The sequence below is a fragment of the Natronohydrobacter thiooxidans genome, assembly GCF_001884735.1.
Taxonomy (GTDB): Bacteria; Pseudomonadota; Alphaproteobacteria; order Rhodobacterales; family Rhodobacteraceae; genus Roseinatronobacter; species Roseinatronobacter thiooxidans_A.
The window spans coordinates 20,270-36,603 of sequence record NZ_MJAP01000034.1; the positions used below are offsets into that span (position 1 = coordinate 20,270).

18 protein-coding genes and 1 tRNA gene are annotated in these 16,334 nt (G+C 64.1%); 9 read left to right on the forward strand and 10 right to left on the reverse strand.

Features of this window, described 5'->3' with window-relative positions; genetic code table 11:
- Positions 1–2: 2 nt before the first annotated feature.
- The 3 genes from BG457_RS14840 to BG457_RS14850 are packed head-to-tail and all read right to left on the reverse strand — an operon-like array spanning position 3 to position 2,313.
- Positions 3–1,118 (reverse strand): CaiB/BaiF CoA transferase family protein, encoded by a 1,116-nt coding sequence (locus tag BG457_RS14840; protein WP_071798074.1) that lies wholly within the window; start codon positions 1,116–1,118, stop codon positions 3–5.
- Positions 1,119–1,123: 5 nt separating this feature from the next.
- The gene (locus BG457_RS14845) at positions 1,124–1,780 is read right to left on the reverse strand and encodes a DsbA family protein (protein WP_071798076.1); all 657 of its coding nucleotides are present in this window, start codon (positions 1,778–1,780) and stop codon (positions 1,124–1,126) included.
- Positions 1,777–2,313 (reverse strand): DUF721 domain-containing protein, encoded by a 537-nt coding sequence (locus BG457_RS14850; protein ID WP_071798078.1) that lies wholly within the window; start codon positions 2,311–2,313, stop codon positions 1,777–1,779. The genes BG457_RS14845 and BG457_RS14850 overlap by 4 nt, the downstream gene beginning before the upstream one ends.
- Before the next feature lie 102 nt (positions 2,314–2,415).
- On the opposite strand from BG457_RS14850, the gene mutY reads away from it, so the two are divergent.
- The 3 genes from mutY to BG457_RS14865 all read left to right on the forward strand — a co-directional run bounded on the left by mutY (position 2,416) and on the right by BG457_RS14865 (position 5,187).
- Entirely contained in the window at positions 2,416–3,471 is a 1,056-nt protein-coding gene (gene mutY / locus BG457_RS14855; RefSeq protein ID WP_071798079.1) for an A/G-specific adenine glycosylase, read from the forward strand.
- Entirely contained in the window at positions 3,468–3,968 is a 501-nt protein-coding gene (gene gloA / locus BG457_RS14860) for a lactoylglutathione lyase (protein ID WP_071798081.1), read from the forward strand. The genes mutY and gloA overlap by 4 nt, the downstream gene beginning before the upstream one ends.
- A gap of 82 nt (positions 3,969–4,050) precedes the next feature.
- Complete coding sequence (locus tag BG457_RS14865) at positions 4,051–5,187, forward strand: alkane 1-monooxygenase (RefSeq protein ID WP_071798083.1); 1,137 nt, start codon at positions 4,051–4,053, stop codon at positions 5,185–5,187.
- A 70-nt stretch (positions 5,188–5,257) separates the two neighbouring features.
- Here BG457_RS14865 and BG457_RS14870 read toward each other — a convergent pair whose 3' ends face one another.
- Positions 5,258–6,019 carry an NAD kinase gene (locus BG457_RS14870; protein WP_071798086.1) on the reverse strand — a complete coding sequence of 254 codons (762 nt, stop codon included), beginning with the start codon at positions 6,017–6,019 and terminating at the stop codon, positions 5,258–5,260.
- Positions 6,020–6,227: 208 nt separating this feature from the next.
- On the opposite strand from BG457_RS14870, the gene glyA reads away from it, so the two are divergent.
- Both glyA and BG457_RS14880 read left to right on the forward strand, forming a co-directional pair.
- Positions 6,228–7,523, forward strand: coding sequence for a serine hydroxymethyltransferase (gene glyA / locus BG457_RS14875; RefSeq protein WP_071798088.1), 1,296 nt, complete (start codon positions 6,228–6,230; stop codon positions 7,521–7,523).
- A 153-nt stretch (positions 7,524–7,676) separates the two neighbouring features.
- The gene (locus tag BG457_RS14880) at positions 7,677–8,438 is read left to right on the forward strand and encodes an alpha/beta fold hydrolase (protein WP_071798090.1); all 762 of its coding nucleotides are present in this window, start codon (positions 7,677–7,679) and stop codon (positions 8,436–8,438) included.
- Positions 8,439–8,445: 7 nt separating this feature from the next.
- Here BG457_RS14880 and BG457_RS14885 read toward each other — a convergent pair whose 3' ends face one another.
- The gene (locus BG457_RS14885; protein ID WP_071799201.1) at positions 8,446–8,628 is read right to left on the reverse strand and encodes a hypothetical protein; all 183 of its coding nucleotides are present in this window, start codon (positions 8,626–8,628) and stop codon (positions 8,446–8,448) included.
- Positions 8,629–8,908: 280 nt separating this feature from the next.
- Here BG457_RS14885 and BG457_RS14890 point away from each other — a divergent pair.
- Positions 8,909–8,984, forward strand: a tRNA-Val gene (locus BG457_RS14890).
- A gap of 68 nt (positions 8,985–9,052) precedes the next feature.
- Here the strand turns inward: BG457_RS14890 and BG457_RS14895 are convergent.
- The 5 genes from BG457_RS14895 to BG457_RS14915 all read right to left on the reverse strand — a co-directional run bounded on the left by BG457_RS14895 (position 9,053) and on the right by BG457_RS14915 (position 13,785).
- On the reverse strand, positions 9,053–11,314 hold the full coding sequence (locus BG457_RS14895; RefSeq protein ID WP_071798092.1) for a hypothetical protein: 2,262 nt from the start codon (positions 11,312–11,314) through the stop codon (positions 9,053–9,055).
- Positions 11,311–12,180, reverse strand: a complete 870-nt coding sequence (motA, locus tag BG457_RS14900) for a flagellar motor stator protein MotA (protein ID WP_071798094.1) — start codon at positions 12,178–12,180, stop codon at positions 11,311–11,313. The genes BG457_RS14895 and motA overlap by 4 nt, the downstream gene beginning before the upstream one ends.
- Positions 12,181–12,291: 111 nt before the next feature.
- Positions 12,292–12,864 carry a MotE family protein gene (locus BG457_RS14905; protein ID WP_071798096.1) on the reverse strand — a complete coding sequence of 191 codons (573 nt, stop codon included), beginning with the start codon at positions 12,862–12,864 and terminating at the stop codon, positions 12,292–12,294.
- A complete protein-coding gene (locus BG457_RS14910; protein ID WP_071798098.1) occupies positions 12,861–13,307 on the reverse strand; it encodes a hypothetical protein in 447 nt (148 codons plus the stop codon). Before BG457_RS14910 ends, BG457_RS14905 begins: the two co-directional genes overlap by 4 nt.
- Positions 13,308–13,317: 10 nt before the next feature.
- Positions 13,318–13,785 (reverse strand): flagellar basal body-associated FliL family protein, encoded by a 468-nt coding sequence (locus BG457_RS14915; RefSeq protein ID WP_071798100.1) that lies wholly within the window; start codon positions 13,783–13,785, stop codon positions 13,318–13,320.
- 136 nt (positions 13,786–13,921) lie between these two features.
- Between BG457_RS14915 and fliF the strand changes: the two genes are divergently transcribed.
- Genes fliF through BG457_RS14930 form a run of 3 tightly spaced genes read left to right on the forward strand, consistent with a single transcriptional unit; the run spans position 13,922 to position 16,330 of the window.
- Positions 13,922–15,466 (forward strand): flagellar basal-body MS-ring/collar protein FliF, encoded by a 1,545-nt coding sequence (gene fliF, locus BG457_RS14920; protein ID WP_071798102.1) that lies wholly within the window; start codon positions 13,922–13,924, stop codon positions 15,464–15,466.
- Positions 15,463–16,065, forward strand: a complete 603-nt coding sequence (locus tag BG457_RS14925; RefSeq protein ID WP_139257786.1) for a FliH/SctL family protein — start codon at positions 15,463–15,465, stop codon at positions 16,063–16,065. The genes fliF and BG457_RS14925 overlap by 4 nt, the downstream gene beginning before the upstream one ends.
- The gene (locus BG457_RS14930) at positions 16,058–16,330 is read left to right on the forward strand and encodes a FliM/FliN family flagellar motor switch protein (protein WP_071798106.1); all 273 of its coding nucleotides are present in this window, start codon (positions 16,058–16,060) and stop codon (positions 16,328–16,330) included. Before BG457_RS14925 ends, BG457_RS14930 begins: the two co-directional genes overlap by 8 nt.
- The last annotated feature ends 4 nt before the right edge of the window (positions 16,331–16,334 follow it).

A 16,334-nucleotide genomic window follows, 5' to 3' on the forward strand; every position in this document is an offset into this window, starting at 1 on the left:
TGTCAGTCATCCTCGCCAAGCATCGGGGCGGGGCGCCCCTGCACCAGCGGATGGCGTGAAAAGCGGAAAGGCGCGCGCACCCCTTTCAACCCGTCCATATCAAGCATCAGATCACGGGCAATGACCTGCGGGTCGGCAAAGACTGCATCCATGGTCTGGATCGGCCCGGCAGGTATCCCTTCGCGCTCGCATGCCGCCAGCAAAGCGGCGCTGTCCCAATGCTCTGTCGCCGCACTTATCCTGTCCGACAGGGCTTCACGATTGCGCACCCGCGCGGCATTGGTCACGAAATCGGGTTCGGTCACAAGCTCGTCCAGCCCGAGCACTCCACAAAGCCGCTGATATTGTCCGTCATTGCCGGTGGCGATGATGATATGACCATCAGCGCATGGCACCGTCTGATAGGGGGCGAGATTGGGATGAAAATTGCCCAGCCGCTTCGGGGCCTCTCCGGTCGCAAGATAATTCATCGCCTGATTGGCCATCAGCGCCACAGCCGAATCCATCAATGCCATGTCGATATGCTGCCCCAGACCGCTGCGCGCGCGCTCATGCAGCGCCGCAAGAATCGCAGTGCTGGCATAGATGCCGGTCACGATATCCGTGACCGCCACCCCCACCTTATGCGGTGCACCATCCGCCGGGCCAGTGACCGACATCAGCCCGGACATGCCCTGAATGATATAGTCATAACCGGCGCGATGGGCATAGGGACCGGTCTGTCCGAACCCCGTGATCGAGCAATAGACCAGCCGCGGGTTCAGCGCGGCGAGGCTCTCATAGTCCAGCCCGTATTTCGCCAGCCCCCCCAGCTTGAAATTCTCGATCAGCACATCGGCATCCGCGACCAGCGCCCGGACCTTTTCCTGCCCCTCGGGCGTGCGGAAATCGGCTGTCACCGAGGCCTTGCCGCGATTGGTCGAATGGAAATAGGCCGCATCCTGCGAACCATCGGCGCGGCCGATGAACGGTGGCCCCCAACGGCGCGTATCATCGCCCTCGGGGGATTCGACCTTGATCACCTCGGCGCCCAGATCGGCCAAGGTCTGACCGGCCCAGGGGCCAGCCAGAATCCGCGCCAGTTCGATGACGCGGACACCTTCCAGCGGCCCCGGCACGCGCCTCAGCCCCCCAGTTTTTCGGTCAGGATGCGTTCGAACTCGGCATAGGGCATGTTCGAATACAGCTCGCCATTGATCACGAAACTGGGCGTCGAGCGAATGCCATAGGTTTCTGCATTGGCCTGATAGAACTCGGTCAGTTCCAGCGCCTTGTCGGCATCTTCCAGACAGGCCGTGACCTCGGCATCACTCATCCCTGCCTGACGGCCAAGACGGCGCAGGTTCTCGGCCACGACGGCGGGATCATTGGACCCCGCCCAGTTGCTCTGGGTCTGATAGATCAGCTCGACCATGCCATGATAGCGCGTGCCGCCCCCGCAACGCGCGACCATCCCGGCCCAGAGCCCGTAGCGGTCGAAATAGACTTCCCGCTTCAGAAACAGGATCTGGTCGGTATCGATGAAGTTTTCCTTGATCTGCTGATAGGCGCCCTGATTGAAATTCGCGCAATGCGGACAGGTGAAAGACGAATATTCCACCACCACGACCGGTGAGTCGGGATTGCCCAGCGGAAAATCAAGCGCATGAATTTCGGTGCTCTGGCCTGTTGTTGTGCTGATCGCGGCGGCGGGTTGCTGCTGGTTTTGCGACATATACCACCAGCCCCCGGCGCCAGCGGCCACGGCAACAGCCAGCGCAGGCAGGATCAACTTGTTCATCTCGGATTTCCTTTGTTCTGTTGTGCCTTGGATAGGACATTGCAGGCCAGACGTTCAAGGGCCGCGCGCAGGCCCTCATCCTGTACCGGGGCCGCCGTTTCATGGGCCTTGGCCTGGATTTCGGGTGCCGGGGCGCGCGGCGGGGCTTTTGGCGCCGGGTCAAACTGGGCCTGACCTTCGGCAAAGCCCATCGGGGCCGTCTGGGTCAGGGTGATGCGCGCAATGGCATTATAGCCATAGCAGGCATTGACCCGCTCGCGCAGCGCAGGCAGTTGCATCTGCAGCATCGGCCCGGCCGCGCCTGTGGTCAGCAGCGTCAGCGTGCCGCCAAGCCCGCCCTTGCTGTAGCCGATCTTCACCGGGCGGCATTGTGCCGCGATATCCGGTCCAGCGATCTCGGCCCAATGCGTCAGCAGGCGCGAAATCGCAAAGCCGCGCGCCTCGCCCGCCTTGCGGATACGCGATTCGACCAGCCGTGACGCTGCCTCGAAGCCGCGCATCCGGCGTGTCGGGGGGGCAGGGGCTTTTGCCATCGCGGTTACATTCTTCCTTGCAGTGCGCGGGGCAGAGTTTACCTTCTGGCGCGCGCTTGGCCAGAGGGCAGGGCGGATTTTCGTGGTAAGAGGGCATAACACATGCGTGACGCGGCGGCACAGTCAATCGCTCCGGTGTTGCTGGATTGGTATGATCGCCACGCCCGCATTCTGCCCTGGCGCGTGCCGCCCGGCTGCGCTGAGAGGCCGGACCCCTATCGCATCTGGCTGTCCGAGGTGATGCTGCAGCAAACGACTGTGGCTGCGGTAACGGAATATTTCCACCGTTTCACCGCGCGCTGGCCTACGGTCGAGGCGCTGGCCGCCGCCGAAGATGCCGATGTCATGGCGGAATGGGCCGGGCTTGGCTATTACGCCCGCGCGCGCAATCTGCTGAAATGCGCGCGCGCGGTTGCGGCACGGGGCGGGTTTCCGCGCGACCGGGCCGGGCTGCAGGCATTGCCGGGGATCGGCCCCTATACCTCGGCAGCGATTGCCGCGATTGCCTTTGACCAGCCCGAGACCGTGGTCGATGGCAATGTCGAGCGCGTCATGGCACGGCTTTTCGACGAGCATATGCCCTTGCCCGCCGCCAAGCCTGTGCTGACCGAACTGGCCGCAGAGCTGACGCCCGCGCAGCGCCCCGGCGATTACGCGCAGGCGGTGATGGATCTGGGGGCCACGATCTGCACCCCGCGCAGCCCCGCCTGCGGGATCTGCCCGCTGATGGCGGTTTGCGCGGCGCGCGCGACCGGAACTGCCGCCAGCCTGCCGCGCAAGTCCCCCAAGCCCACCAAACCGGTGCGCTTGGGGATCGCCTATCTGGGGCAGCGTATTGATGGCGCATGGCTGATGGAACGCCGCCCTGATCGCGGCCTCTTGGGCGGGATGCTCGGCTGGCCCGGCAGCGACTGGCGCGAGAATAGCCCGACCGAGGCCCCGCCCGTCGACGCTCTCTGGCACGACGTCCCCGGCGAGGTGCGCCACACCTTCACCCATTTCCACCTGCGCCTTGCCCTGCGGGTGGCCCGTCTGCCGATGGACGCACCCGGCACCTATGTCGCGCCGCAATCCTTCGACCCCCGCGCCCTTGCCACAGTGATGCGCAAGGCCCATGCTCTCGGCGCCGACTATCTGAAAACCCTGGAGGCCCCATGACCGATGACCTGAGCGCAACCGACCAATATGTGCTGACCCACACGATGCTGCGCATCAAGGAGCCAGCGCGCGCCCTCAAGTTCTATTGCGAGGTGCTGGGCTTCCGTCTGGTCACGCAGCTTGATTTCGCCGAAGCCAGGTTCTCCCTCTACTTCCTGCAGCCGCGCGGGCATGGCGATTGCGCTGATGGCACGGTCTATCAGAGCTTCAGCCGCGCGGGGCTTCTGGAACTGACCCATAACTGGGGCAGCGAGGAGGACGATACCGAAATGCACTCGGGCAATTCAGAACCCAAGGGCTTTGGCCATATCTGCATCGCCGTGCCCGACATCGCAGCCGCCTGCGCGCGGTTCGATGCAATGGGCGTGCGCTTCCAGAAGCGGCTGGGCGAGGGCGGCATGAGGGAAATCGCCTTCATCCTCGATCCCGATGGCTATTGGATCGAAGTGGTGCAGCCTTCCTTGATGGAGGGGCTTGTGGGCAAGAACCGGGTGTAACTCTGTCGCAGCCCTGCGGGGCTGTCAGCGCGCCGATTTTGCGCTATACTCCGCGCGTGCCCTTTAGATCGAGTAAGCCCCTGTGACACCGGAACAATTTCGCCGTTTCAGTTCTGCCGTACCCTTCTGGGTCAGCCTCGGCTTCGTGCCGCTGGTCTGGATTTCGGCGCTCTGGGGGGGCTGGTGGTTCATGCTGGCCGTGGCCTATGGCTGGTGGGCCTTCACATTGATCGATTTCATCACCGGCCTGAATGTCGAGAACCCGGATACCGAAACCCCCGTCACCGATCTCTTCTGGTATCGCCTGATCACCCTGATCTGGTTTCCGGTCCAGTTCATCACCATCTTCGGCGTGATCTGGCTGCTGGTGTCGGGCGGGCTGCCCTGGTGGGAACAGATGGGCGTGGCCTTCGGGCTTGGGGTGATGACCGGGGTGATCGGTATCGTCTATGCGCATGAGCTTTTGCACCAGAAAACCCCGCATGAGCGCTGGCTGGCCGATCTGCTTCTGGCCTCGGTTCTCTATTCGCATTTCCGCTCGGAGCATCTTTTGGTGCATCACCGCTATGTCGGCACGCCGCGCGACCCGGTGACAGCCCGCTATAACGAGGGCTTTATCAGCTATTTCTTCCGCGTGCTGCGCGACTGCCCGCCTTCGGCCTTCCGCGCCGAGGCCGCGATGCTCGCGCGCAAGGGCCTGCCCAGGTGGCACCGCTCCAATCCGTTCTGGCGTTTCGCCCTGCTGCAGGGCTCGATGCTTGTCCTCGCCGCGCTGATCGGGGGCTGGTGGGGGCTCGTTCTCTTCGTCTTTCAGGCCGCGACCGCCTTCTGGCATCTGGAACTGACCAACTATATCGAACATTACGGCCTGACCCGCCGCTATCTGGGCGAGGGGAAATACGAACCCGTGCGCCCGCATCACAGCTGGAATGCCTCACATGCCGCCTCGAACTGGCTGATGATCAACCTGCAGCGCCATTCCGACCATCATTACAAGCCCGACCGTCGCTTTCCGCTGCTGCAGACCTATGATGAAACCGCCGCGCCGCAACTGCCCTTCGGCTATCCGGCCCTGACTACGCTGGCGATGGTGCCGCCCCTGTTCCGGCGCTACATGAACCCGCGCGTCAAGTCATGGCGGCGCCAGTTCTACCCCGATATCGAGGACTGGACCGACTACAGCAATCATGCCACGCCCATGCCAAAGGGCGCGTCTTAAGGGGCGCGTTCAACAAGTATTCTGCCGGACCTCCGGGGCCGCCAAGTGGCGCCAGGCTCCCGCCACGCGCCTAGACGAATTGTTCCCGGATCAGACGTTCATCCAGCCCATGCCCCGGATCGAAGAGAAGCTTATGCGCGATGTCGCGGACCGACTGGATTTCGACCCGGACCACATTGCGCACGGACCGGCTGTCCGCATCCGCCATGACCGGGCGGCGCTCGGGATCGACAACCTCGAAGCGCACGCGCGAGTCCTTGGGCAGGATCGCCCCGCGCCAGCGCCGGGGGCGGAATGCCGCGACCGGGGTCAGCGCCAGTACATCCGATCCGATGGGCAGGATCGGGCCATGCGCGGAATAGTTATAGGCGGTCGATCCCGCAGGGGTGCTGACCATTGCGCCATCGCAGACCAGCTCATCCAGCCGCTGCTTGCCATCGACGATGATGCGCAGTTTCGCCGCCTGCGCGCCTTGGCGCAGGAGCGAGACCTCATTGATCGCCAGCGCCTCGAACACCGACCCGTCGCTGCGCGTGGCCTGCATCCGGAGCGGGTTCAGCACCGCCATCTCTGCCGCATCCAGCCGCTCGCGCAGCCCCTCGGCCTGCCAGCCATTCATCAGAAACCCGACCGTGCCCCGGTTCATGCCATAGACGGGCGTATCCAGATGCTGCGTGGCATGCAGGGTCTGCAGCATGAACCCGTCGCCCCCCAGCGCGATGATGATATCCGCCTCTTCCACCGGCACAGTTTCGTACCGCCTCGCCAGAAGCGCGAGCGCTTCCTGCGCGTCGGGGGCAGCGCTGGCCAGCAAAGCGAGTTTGGGCGGCATGGCAGGACTCCGGTTCCGTTCCGCCCTTTCTGGCCTCCTGCTCCTGCCTTGGCAAGCGCGTTCCGATGGGCGTCAGCTGGTGCGGATCGGCGAAACTGTTGCCGCTCAGGTCGCAGCACGACGCAAATGCGGCGTAATGAAGCCTTTGCCTGTCCTGAACGATAGGCTAAATGGGGCGCAACCTTAACCTGCACACTGGGGGCCCGAGATGGATCAGACTGCGCGCGACACTGGCTTCTTCACTGAAACGGTCGAGGACCGTGATCCCGAACTTTTCGCGGCCATCCGCTCCGAACTCGGTCGCCAGCGCGACGAGATCGAGCTGATCGCGTCGGAAAACATCGTCTCCAAGGCGGTGATGGAAGCGCAAGGCTCCGTGCTGACCAACAAATATGCCGAAGGCTATCCGGGCCGCCGCTATTATGGTGGCTGCCAATATGTCGATGTGGCGGAAAACCTCGCGATTGCGCGCGCCTGTGAATTGTTCAAATGCGATTTCGCCAATGTGCAGCCCAATTCCGGCTCTCAGGCCAATCAGGGCGTGTTCACAGCACTTCTGCAGCCCGGCGACACCATCCTTGGCATGTCGCTCGATGCGGGCGGCCACCTGACCCATGGCGCAAAACCCAACCAGTCGGGCAAATGGTTCAATGCCGTGCAATACGGTGTGCGCCGCGACACGCTGGATCTGGATTACGACCAGATTGCCGCGCTGGCCACCGAGCATCAGCCCAAGATGATCATCGCCGGTGGCTCGGCCATCCCGCGCGTCATCGATTTCGCCCGCATGCGCGAGATTGCCGATTCCGTCGGGGCTTATCTGCTGGTCGATATGGCGCATTTCGCCGGGCTCGTGGCGGCGGAACTCTATCCCTCGCCCTTCCCGCACGCACATGTCGCGACCACCACCACCCACAAGACCCTGCGCGGCCCGCGCGGCGGCATGATCGTCACCAATGACGAGGCGATCGCGAAAAAGGTCAATTCCGCGATCTTCCCCGGTATTCAGGGTGGCCCGCTGATGCATGTCATCGCGGCCAAGGCCGTGGCCTTTGGCGAGGCGCTGCGCCCCGGTTTCCGCGACTATCAGAAGCAGGTCATCGCCAATGCCAAGGCGCTGGCCGATCAACTGGAAAAGGGCGGGCTGGCGACTGTCACCGGCGGCACGGACACGCATCTTCTGCTGGTCGATCTGCGCCCCAAGGGGGTGAAGGGCAATGCGACCGAGAAAGCACTGGGTCGTGCGCATATCACCTGCAACAAGAACGGCATCCCCTTTGACACGGAAAGCCCGACCATCACCAGCGGCATCCGGCTGGGCACGCCCGCCGGCACCACCCGCGGCTTTGGCGAGATCGAGTTCCGTCAGATCGCCGACTGGATCGTGGCGGTAGTTGACGGGCTTGCCGCGCATGGCGAAGACGGCAATGCCGAGGTCGAAGAGCAGGTGAAGGCGGAAGTGGCAGAGCTTTGCGCGCGCTTCCCCATCTATCCCGAACTCTGAACCCTGAACCGTTGCGCCCCGTGGCGCCGAAGAGAGGGGGCCATCTGCCCCCTCTTGCCCTTTCAGGGCAATTCACCCCCGAGAGTATTTGCGGCAAGATGAAGCGATAGGGGCCGGGCAGGGGGATAATGCCGCGATGGAAAGCGAGGCGAGATGCTGAATATCCTGCGCTATGGCGAAATCTCCGGGCTGCCCAGACTTCTGATCGTGCATGGGCTGTTCGGCTCTGCCCGCAACTGGGGCGCCATCGCCAAGCGTCTGTCCGACAGCCGGGAAGTGATCAGCGTCGATATGCGCAACCATGGCGATAGCCGCTGGTTTGACAGCCATAGCTATGCTGATCTCGCAGATGACCTTGCAGAAGTGATCCGTGCAGAAGGCGGCGCGCTGGATGTTCTGGGCCATTCGATGGGCGGCAAGGCGGCGATGATGCTGGCGCTTGCACAGCCCGATCTGGTGAACCGGCTGCTGGTCGCGGATATCGCGCCAGTGACCTATGCGCATAGCCAGTCGCATCTGATCAGGGCCATGCGCGCCCTGCCACTGGCCCAGTTGCACAGCCGCGCCGAGGCCGATGCCGCCCTCGCCCGCTCCGTGGACGAGCCCGGGGTCCGGGCCTTTCTGTTGCAGTCGCTGGATCTGCGGGCGTCACCGCCGCGCTGGCGGTTGAATCTGGATGTGCTGGAGGCCGAGATGGACCGGATCATGGGCTGGCCAGAGGTCACGGGCGCGTTTTCGGGACCAACCCTTTTCCTGAGCGGCGCGCGCTCGGATTATGTGCTGCCAGAGCACCGCCCTGCGATCCGCAACCTCTTTCCGGCTGCGCGATTCGCCAAACTGCCCGGCGTGGGCCATTGGCTGCATGCCGAAGCCCCGCGTCCCTTCGAAGCGACCGCCCGCATGTGGTTTGACTGACGCGCCGTCAGATCTCTGCCAGCTTGCGCGCGATGATCCAGCTTGCCAGCAGCCCCACAAGCGTCCCGGCCGCGACCCATGTCAGGATCGGCTGCAATGTATCCTGTCCCAGCGTCAGGGCAATGACCATCGCAATCCCGGCGCAGGTGACACCGGCGATACTGAAGATCAGCGGAAACAGTTTTGGCATGTCTTGCTCCTTCGGACAGCTTGCAGTGGCGGTATCTGAGCGCGAGAGGCCATCGCTGTCCTTGATCCAGAACAAGTGCCGCGCATCGGATGATCCTTCCGCGCCGGTTTCGCGGGTTGAAACAGCTGCAATATCAGGGCTGGCCAACTGCCGCGACTGGCTGTCCGGGACAGACATCAGGCGCGATTTCCGTCATTCGGGCACGGTTCGGGATCATCTGCCGAAGACACATAGGTGACGTCTTGAACGTGCCCGTGAAAGCGACTACAAGCCAGCGCGAGGGTGATTAGCTCAGTTGGTAGAGCGCTTCGTTTACACCGAAGATGTCGGGAGTTCGAGTCTCTCATCACCCACCATTTCCAACCTTCAAAGTGATCTGGCCACGGCTATGACAAGACGGCGAAGCCCGTTGTCTTGCAAGGTCTCAGTCAGGGTTTCCTCCATCTTCCGACGGTGCGCGGGCAAGCATCGCCTGCAACCGCGCCCGCAAATCCTGACTCTCATCCAGCGCGCTCCTTGCTTGTGTCAGAAGTCCGGGATCCGGGGCGCGATGTGACAGATCGGACGCAGTGGGCTGCGCTCCTTCTCCCGCCATCAGAATGCTGGCCCCGTGTTCCACCGGGTCCGGCAGGATCGCCTGCTCGGGGTCTGATGGATCGCTGCCGCTCTGCACTGTCGCCGCGCTAGCTGCCGTGTCCGGCCCGCGCGCGGTGCCTGCTCTTTCAGCCTGCAACTGCGCCTGCGCGGCTCTCGCCCGGCTGACGAGATCCGTTGTCTGATCTGGCGCATCGGCAGCGCTGTCAGCTCCGGGCGATGCGCTGCCCTGCGCCTCCCCCGGAGCGCTGTCATCGGGCGGCGGCCCCTCGCGCAGCAGGGCCGCCTGATCGGCGAAGCCGAGACGCTCCAGCCGCGCCGCAAGGGCCGCACGCAAGTCCCGGGGCAGATCCGCATCCAGCCAGGGGCGCTGGCTGAAGACCGACACGACGAATACCGTATCATCCGGGGTCGCGGCCAACTGGTTCAACAGCCAGTGATGCAGCTCTCGTGCCTCGGCGCCGGTCAAGCCATTGTGACGCGCATGCGCCAGCGCGAATGCCGCATCAAATGCCGCATCGCGCGCATAGGCCCGCGCCAGCAATCCTGATATCCGCGCACCAAGCGGATCCCCGCGCAGGGCCAGAAGCCGGTTTTCGGCGAGCGCCGCCAATTCCGCATCCACGGGCTCCTCGTGCTGATCGCGCCGCGCCAACAGGAAAACCAGCGCCTCATCCGAGAGTTCGGGCGATAGCGTGGCCTCCAGCGACCGGTCCTGCGCCAGGCCGGACCCGGCCAGCGCAACCGCGACCGATGCGAGTTGCAATTCGGGTGTCACGGTCTGCGTCACTCTGCTTATCGCCGCCTGAACACGCTGCGCCGCGCTGACATGCCCGCGCGAGATCAGACGCTGCACGAGGGTCGGGCCCAGATGCACGCGCAAGAGGGCAGGCAGGGCCTCGCTCGCCTGCACCAGCATGTTCAGAGCTGCATCCGTATCGACAGGATAGGCCGGATCCAGCAGGAATGCCCAAAGCAGGCCCGCTGGGCCGCATGAGGCGATGCCGTCTGGTGCCATCCCTTCCACGCGCGGGTCAAGATCGACGGCATGGCTGATTGCCAGGACGATCCCGCGCAAAGGATCATCCGGGGCGAGCAGCGCCGCGCCAAGCCGGGCCTCGGCGCCAAAGCCGATGCTCAGATAGTGCCGGATGAGCTCGATCAGACGCTCGCGATCAGGCTGATCGAACTCGCCGAAAATTGTCGTCAGCGTCGGCAGTCCCGGTGGCAGGCTGGCAGTTGGCCCCCCGTTTTGAACATCCACCAGCGCGAGCAGGCGGCATGTTTCCATCCCGGCAGACGGCAAGCCCCTGTTCCCACCGTGCGGCACGGAAACATGCGCGTCGAGCGCGCCGCCGATGCCGGATGCATACCTGATCGGAGGGGCTGAACTGAAATCTTCCTCCGCCTGCAATCTGCCCTGCGCGATTGACGCCGAGACCGCGCGCCCCAGCTCGCGCGCAATCGCGTCGCGCGCCGCCTGATCAGCGGTTTGGCTGTCAGATCCCGGCAGGGGCACAGAGCCTGTCGGCGCGGGTAGAAGAGCAGGATGCAGGGAGAGCGGGGGCCATCTTTCGGCAGGTTCCGGGTCGCCACGCAACTGCCGCGCGAGATCGCGGCCAGCGCGGTCCAGCTCGGGGGCGCGCGCGCCGTCGCGCGGCACCAGCCCTTCCGGGCGGGGCGCGGGGCGCGGGATCGCCAGGCTGTCGCCGGGGGGCTCTGCCTGCCCCAGAATATCGATGACCAGGAATTGCGGGATATCCTCATTGGCGCGCAGCGCACAGTCGCAGGCCAGATCAAAGGCAAGGCCATCCGCTGTCACCCGCATTGCCCGAAGGCGCGTTCTCGGAATTTTCGAGAAGGTCTGGGTCAGGTCGAATTGCAGTTCGGGCCCGTCGACAATCAGATGCGCGACTCTCCCCTCTGCGGTGACACGCCAGCCATTGTCCTGCGGCATCCGGATCACCAGCCGCGTGAATTGCGCATGTTCGCCCGCCCGCACCGGCACGGTGGTGATCTGCGCATCGGCCGCCGCCCCGGTCAGAACAATCGCACATAGAAGGAAGAGCCAGCGCAGGACAGCCATCATCATGCCGCGTTCTTCTTGAGATCGCGCAGCGCGGATTCCAGATCGGCGAAATCCGGTCGCTGGTGATGCGGCGTGTTCTGGCGCCCGACCTCGATGCAGATATTCGCCGGATGCGCGTGCAGATTGGCGACAAGCACCTCGCGGATCAACTGGTTGAAATGATCATCTTCTTCGACAATCGCCCGCATGCGGACCGCGATGGGCCCGACGAACCCGTAGGACAGAAACACCCCCAGAAAAGTGCCGGTCAGCGCGCCACCGATCATTTTTCCAAGAATATCAGGTGGCTGATCGATTGCGCCCATGGTCTTGATAATGCCCAGAACCGCAGCCACGATCCCAAGCGCCGGGAGCGCGTCGGCAACCACCTGAACCGCATGGCTGGTATGCAGCGCATGGTGTTTATGCGCGATCAGGCGTTTTTCCAGCACATCTTCCACCTGAACGGGGTCGTCATAGTTCATCGAGGCCGCGCGCATCGTGTCGCAGATCAGTTCCACCGCATCGTGATCGGCCTGAATCTTCGGATAGCGGCCGAAAATATGCGAGCTGTCGGGGGCCTCGATATGCGCTTCCACGGCAACAGGGTTCTGCCGCGCGAGCCAGATCAGTTCAAAAAGCAGGCAAAGGACATCCCGGTAATCCGCGGGCTGCCATTTGGGGCCTTTGAAAACACGCGCAATATCGCGTCCGGCGCGCTTGATCGTGTCGCTATCATTGCCCAGAACAAACCCCCCGGTCGCGGCACCACCGATCATGATCATCTCGAAGGGAAGCGCCTTGAGGATAATGCCCATCGTGCCGCCAGAGCCGACATAGCCGCCGAAAACCATGACGAGAACGATCAGAATTCCAACTACTGCGATCACGTCAAACCTCGGTCCTTGTCATGCCGCGCGCCCGGATCCGCGCCTCCGAGTCACCTTCGCAAAGCGGTGTTAACAAACCGCTTCCGCGCGGTGATCTGCGCTTCCTGCGGGTCAGTTCCGGGGTGTTCGGGCGTGCCGTCCGGCGAGCACTGCGCTGATCGCATAGGCGATGACCGGTTCCAGCCCCGCCATGACCTCTCCGGCAAAATCGGGCCGCAAGCGCGCCATGAACCCGGCTGCGAATTCGGTATCCATCTGTGAAAACAATTCGGCGGCCTGTGCGGGCTTCATATGCTCGAAGACCGTGGTCAGGCGTTGCAGGTCATCCTCCGCCGCCGATTCGGTCAGCCGCAAGGTTGCCGCGAGCCGTGTTTCCGTGGCGATCAATGTCTCGATCTGACGTTCGAGCTCTGCCTCTGCCGCGCGCAGAGCCTCACTGCGCGCCTGCAATTCGGCCTCAGTCTGCTCTATGCGGGCTTCGCGGGCGCGCAGCGCGGCCAGCAGATCCCCCGGATCCGGGGCAAGCGGCGGGGGGGCAGCCGCGATCCCGTCTGGTTCCGGCTCGGCGGCGATCACTTCCACCACACCCAGGCCCAGACGCGACATGCCCGCCCCGAGAAACAGGAGCGCGAGCAGGACAAGCAGCCAGGATGTGGCGGGCCGGTATGTCGCTTTTCTGCTCATCGCGCGGCGCGCGCCGGGTCGCGCTGACGCAAGACCTTTGAGCGTCCTTCACCATTGCGCATTCCGGCGCGTCCGAACGGGGCGAACTCCGCAGATGGCTCTGCGGGGTCAGCACGCGGCGCGGGCGCAACGGGGGCCGTATCGGTCACGGGCGGCGCTGTTGCATGGCCCTGATGCGCGGCCATCATCAGTTCCAGACGCCGCGCGGTCGCATCCGCGCGCGCAATCTGCGCGTCGAGCGCCGAGCTTGCCTGCGCATTGGTCTTCTCGGCCTGATGCAGCGCCCGGCTCAGCGCGTCGACCTGCTGTGACAGGATGGCGATGGCCTTGCCCACATCCCCGTCAAGCCGCGTGAAGGCGCGCAGGCGGCGTGACAGGACCATGCAATAGGCCGCGGCCAGCAAGGCGGCGAGTGCAATCGCCATGTCTATCACCAGTCCCATGTCATCCTCGTCAGTTGAGTATGAATTCAGTAATCAGAAAGTCGCGGATATGGCCCTCTCCCGCGACGATCTGCAGCCGTCGCAGAATCTGTCCCCGGATCCGGATCAGCGCCGCAGGTTCGGACAGATCCTGCGGGTCGATGGCGCGCAGATAGGTGTTCACGACATCCAGAAACCGCGGTTGCAGGCGTGCCATGTCCGATTCGGACCGCGCGGCCACCTCGATCTGGCCAGAGAATCGCAGCAAACGCCCGCTCGACGGCGCCGCCAGAGAAATGGTGATGTTTTCCAGCGGGATATAGGCGAAATCCATGTCAATTTGGGGGGGGGCCTGCCTTTGCGGCTGCGCGCCGAGCACCAGTCCCGAAAAAACTGCATAGAAGCTGCCCCCGCCCAGAAGAATCGCGCCGAGTAGCCCTGCGATCAGCGGGAAAAAGGCGCGTTTCTTCGGTTGCGGGGGCGTTTCGATGGCGGACATGCGGTCTTCCGGATGAAGGGACTGACTGTCTTTTTCGCACAAGCACACTAACCGAATGTTAAACGATCTGGGTGAGAACTCTCTCAGACGGCAGAAGGCCGGATGAAGGAGAATCGTTTTGCAGCAGCTTCAGTCCATGTGGAACGCGCTGGAGACGCGGCGGCGGCTGGTGGTGATCGCGGCAACCCTTGCCATGTTTGCTGCAATGATCGGGCTTGCGCGGCTGGCCACGGCGCCGGGCATGTCCCTGCTCTATGCGGGGCTGGAAGATGCCGCTGCGGGCGAGGTGATTCAGGCGCTCGAATCGCGCTCCGTGCCCTATGACGTGCGCGGCGATGCGATTTTTGTCGCCTCGCGGCAGCGTGACGAGATGCGGCTGATGCTGGCGGCCAGCGGATTGCCCACGAACAGCCATGCGGGCTATGAACTGCTCGAATCGCTCAGTGGCTTCGGCACCACATCGCAGATGTTCGACGCGGCCTATTGGCGCGCGAAAGAGGGCGAGCTTGCCCGCACCATCGTTGCAAGCCCCTATATCCGCTCGGCGCGGGTGCATATCTCGCAAGGCAGCACCAGCGCGTTCCGCCGCGAGATCGTGCCGACAGCCTCGGTGACGGTCACAACGACAGGCGGTGCGCTGAGCGCCGCGCAGGCGCGGGCTTTGCGGTTTCTGGTGGCCTCGGCCGTGGCGGGCATGACGCCCGAGGAGGTGTCGGTCATCGACGGCTCCGGGGGGCTTGTCTATGGACCAGAGGGCGAAACCACCGCCGCGGCACAGGGCGAGGAACGCGTTCAGGCATTGCGGCGCAATGTGGAGCGCCTGCTTGAAGCGCATGTCGGCCATGGCCGCGCGGTGGTGGAACTGAGCATCGACACAGTGACGGATCGCGAGGTGATCCATGAACGCAGGCTTGACCCTGAAACGCGGGTGGCGATCAGCAGCGAAACCGAGGAAAACACGCAAAGCAGCACCGACAGCCGCGCGCAGGGCGTCACCGTGGCCAGCAACCTGCCCGATGGCGACGCAGCCGCGAGCGATGGCCGGGCTGAATCGCGCGAGAATCAGACCCGCCAGCGCATGAACTTTGAGATGTCCGAAACCCGGCGCGAGATCGAACGCCAGCCCGGCGCGATCCGGCGCATGACCGTTGCGGTTCTGATCGATGGCCTGCGCGAGCCGGGACCGGATGGTGCATTGGTCTGGCGCCCGCGCGCCGATGCCGAACTGGACGCGCTGCGCGATCTGGTCGCCTCTGCCGTCGGTTTTGACGAAGCGCGCGGCGATGTGATCACCCTGCGATCCCTGCCATTCGAGCCTGCGGCGGCACTCGGCACCGAGTCCAGCACGGGTTTCCTGTCCTCCGGGGCGCTGGATCTGGCGAGCCTGCTGAAATGGGCCTTGCTGCTGGTCACGCTTGTCGTACTGGCGCTTTTCGTGATCCGCCCGATCCTTGCCGCCGCGCGCAACCGCGAGGACCAGCCGCAATTGTCGGGGCCGGAGGATAGCTTTCTGCCCGCGACCTTCGATGCCGAGGCGCTGTTGCAGAATTTCGGGGCGGACGGACCGCTTGGCGAGAGCAATGATCCGGTCGCAAGACTGCGCAGGCTGATCGACGAGCGCGGCGCGGAGTCGGTGCATGTCCTGCGGCACTGGATGGATGACCGCAAGGAGCAGCGATGAGACAGGCCATGCTGAAACTGGAAGTGTTCGAGACGGCGCCGGACGAGTCTGAGACCGTGGTTCTGGATGCCAAACAGGCGGAAAAGCTGCGCGAAACTGCCTTTGAACAGGGCTATGCCGCTGGCTGGCAGGATGCGCTGGAATATATGCGCAACGAGGATGCAATGCGCCGCATCGCCGCCGAGGAAGCCCTGCAGCGCATCAGCTTCACCTATACCGAAGCGCATGCGGGGCTGCAGGGCAGCTTTCTGGCCCTGACCGAGGCCATGCTGGCGCGCGTGTTGCCAGAGGCGATGCGTCATGCCTTGCCCGCCTGCCTGCGCGACGAACTGGTGGAACTGGTCGCGCAGAATACGCGGCTGCCGGTCCGTCTGCGCTGCGCTCCCGATGCCCGCGCGACGCTGGAGCCGGTTCTGGCCTCACTGCCGGACCTGGCGGTCGAACTCGTTCCAGAGCCAAGTTTCACGGATGCGCAGGTCGCACTGGCGCTGGGCGCGCAGGAACGCATGATTGACCTCGATGGCCTGCTGGCCCGGATGCGCGAGATTTTCGCCGAAGCGGTGCAACGACAGTCAGATAAGGAGACAGCGCATGGATGACAGCGATCTGGCCAGCGGGATTCTCAATCAGGTGCCGATCGAGATCAGCATTTCGGTGGGCCGCGCCCGCCCGCTGGTGCGCGATCTGGTCAGGCTGAAGCGCGACTCGGTGCTGGCTCTGGACCGCCGCGTCGAGGATCCGGTGGAACTCTTCATCGGCGACAAGCTGATCGCACGCGGCCAGTTGCAGGAGCTGGAGGGCGAACAGGCCGGATATCTTGGCGTGCGCCTGACCGAGATCATTGATCTGCGCGAAGCGCTCTGAGACA

What these genes read in the sequence shown, in the direction of transcription:
- BG457_RS14880 (WP_071798090.1), top strand. Translation starts at nt 7,677, where the DNA reads ATGCTGAATATCCTGCGCTATGGCGAAATCTCCGGGCTGCCCAGACTT.
- fliF (WP_071798102.1), top strand. Translation starts at nt 13,922, where the DNA reads ATGTGGAACGCGCTGGAGACGCGGCGGCGGCTGGTGGTGATCGCGGCA.
- BG457_RS14915 (WP_071798100.1), bottom strand. Translation starts at nt 13,785, where the DNA reads ATGTCCGCCATCGAAACGCCCCCGCAACCGAAGAAACGCGCCTTTTTC.
- BG457_RS14845 (WP_071798076.1), bottom strand. Translation starts at nt 1,780, where the DNA reads ATGAACAAGTTGATCCTGCCTGCGCTGGCTGTTGCCGTGGCCGCTGGC.
- BG457_RS14925 (WP_139257786.1), top strand. Translation starts at nt 15,463, where the DNA reads ATGAGACAGGCCATGCTGAAACTGGAAGTGTTCGAGACGGCGCCGGAC.
- mutY (WP_071798079.1), top strand. Translation starts at nt 2,416, where the DNA reads ATGCGTGACGCGGCGGCACAGTCAATCGCTCCGGTGTTGCTGGATTGG.
- gloA (WP_071798081.1), top strand. Translation starts at nt 3,468, where the DNA reads ATGACCGATGACCTGAGCGCAACCGACCAATATGTGCTGACCCACACG.
- BG457_RS14910 (WP_071798098.1), bottom strand. Translation starts at nt 13,307, where the DNA reads ATGGGACTGGTGATAGACATGGCGATTGCACTCGCCGCCTTGCTGGCC.
- BG457_RS14895 (WP_071798092.1), bottom strand. Translation starts at nt 11,314, where the DNA reads ATGATGATGGCTGTCCTGCGCTGGCTCTTCCTTCTATGTGCGATTGTT.
- BG457_RS14850 (WP_071798078.1), bottom strand. Translation starts at nt 2,313, where the DNA reads ATGGCAAAAGCCCCTGCCCCCCCGACACGCCGGATGCGCGGCTTCGAG.
- BG457_RS14930 (WP_071798106.1), top strand. Translation starts at nt 16,058, where the DNA reads ATGGATGACAGCGATCTGGCCAGCGGGATTCTCAATCAGGTGCCGATC.
- BG457_RS14870 (WP_071798086.1), bottom strand. Translation starts at nt 6,019, where the DNA reads ATGCCGCCCAAACTCGCTTTGCTGGCCAGCGCTGCCCCCGACGCGCAG.
- glyA (WP_071798088.1), top strand. Translation starts at nt 6,228, where the DNA reads ATGGATCAGACTGCGCGCGACACTGGCTTCTTCACTGAAACGGTCGAG.
- BG457_RS14885 (WP_071799201.1), bottom strand. Translation starts at nt 8,628, where the DNA reads ATGCCAAAACTGTTTCCGCTGATCTTCAGTATCGCCGGTGTCACCTGC.
- BG457_RS14905 (WP_071798096.1), bottom strand. Translation starts at nt 12,864, where the DNA reads ATGAGCAGAAAAGCGACATACCGGCCCGCCACATCCTGGCTGCTTGTC.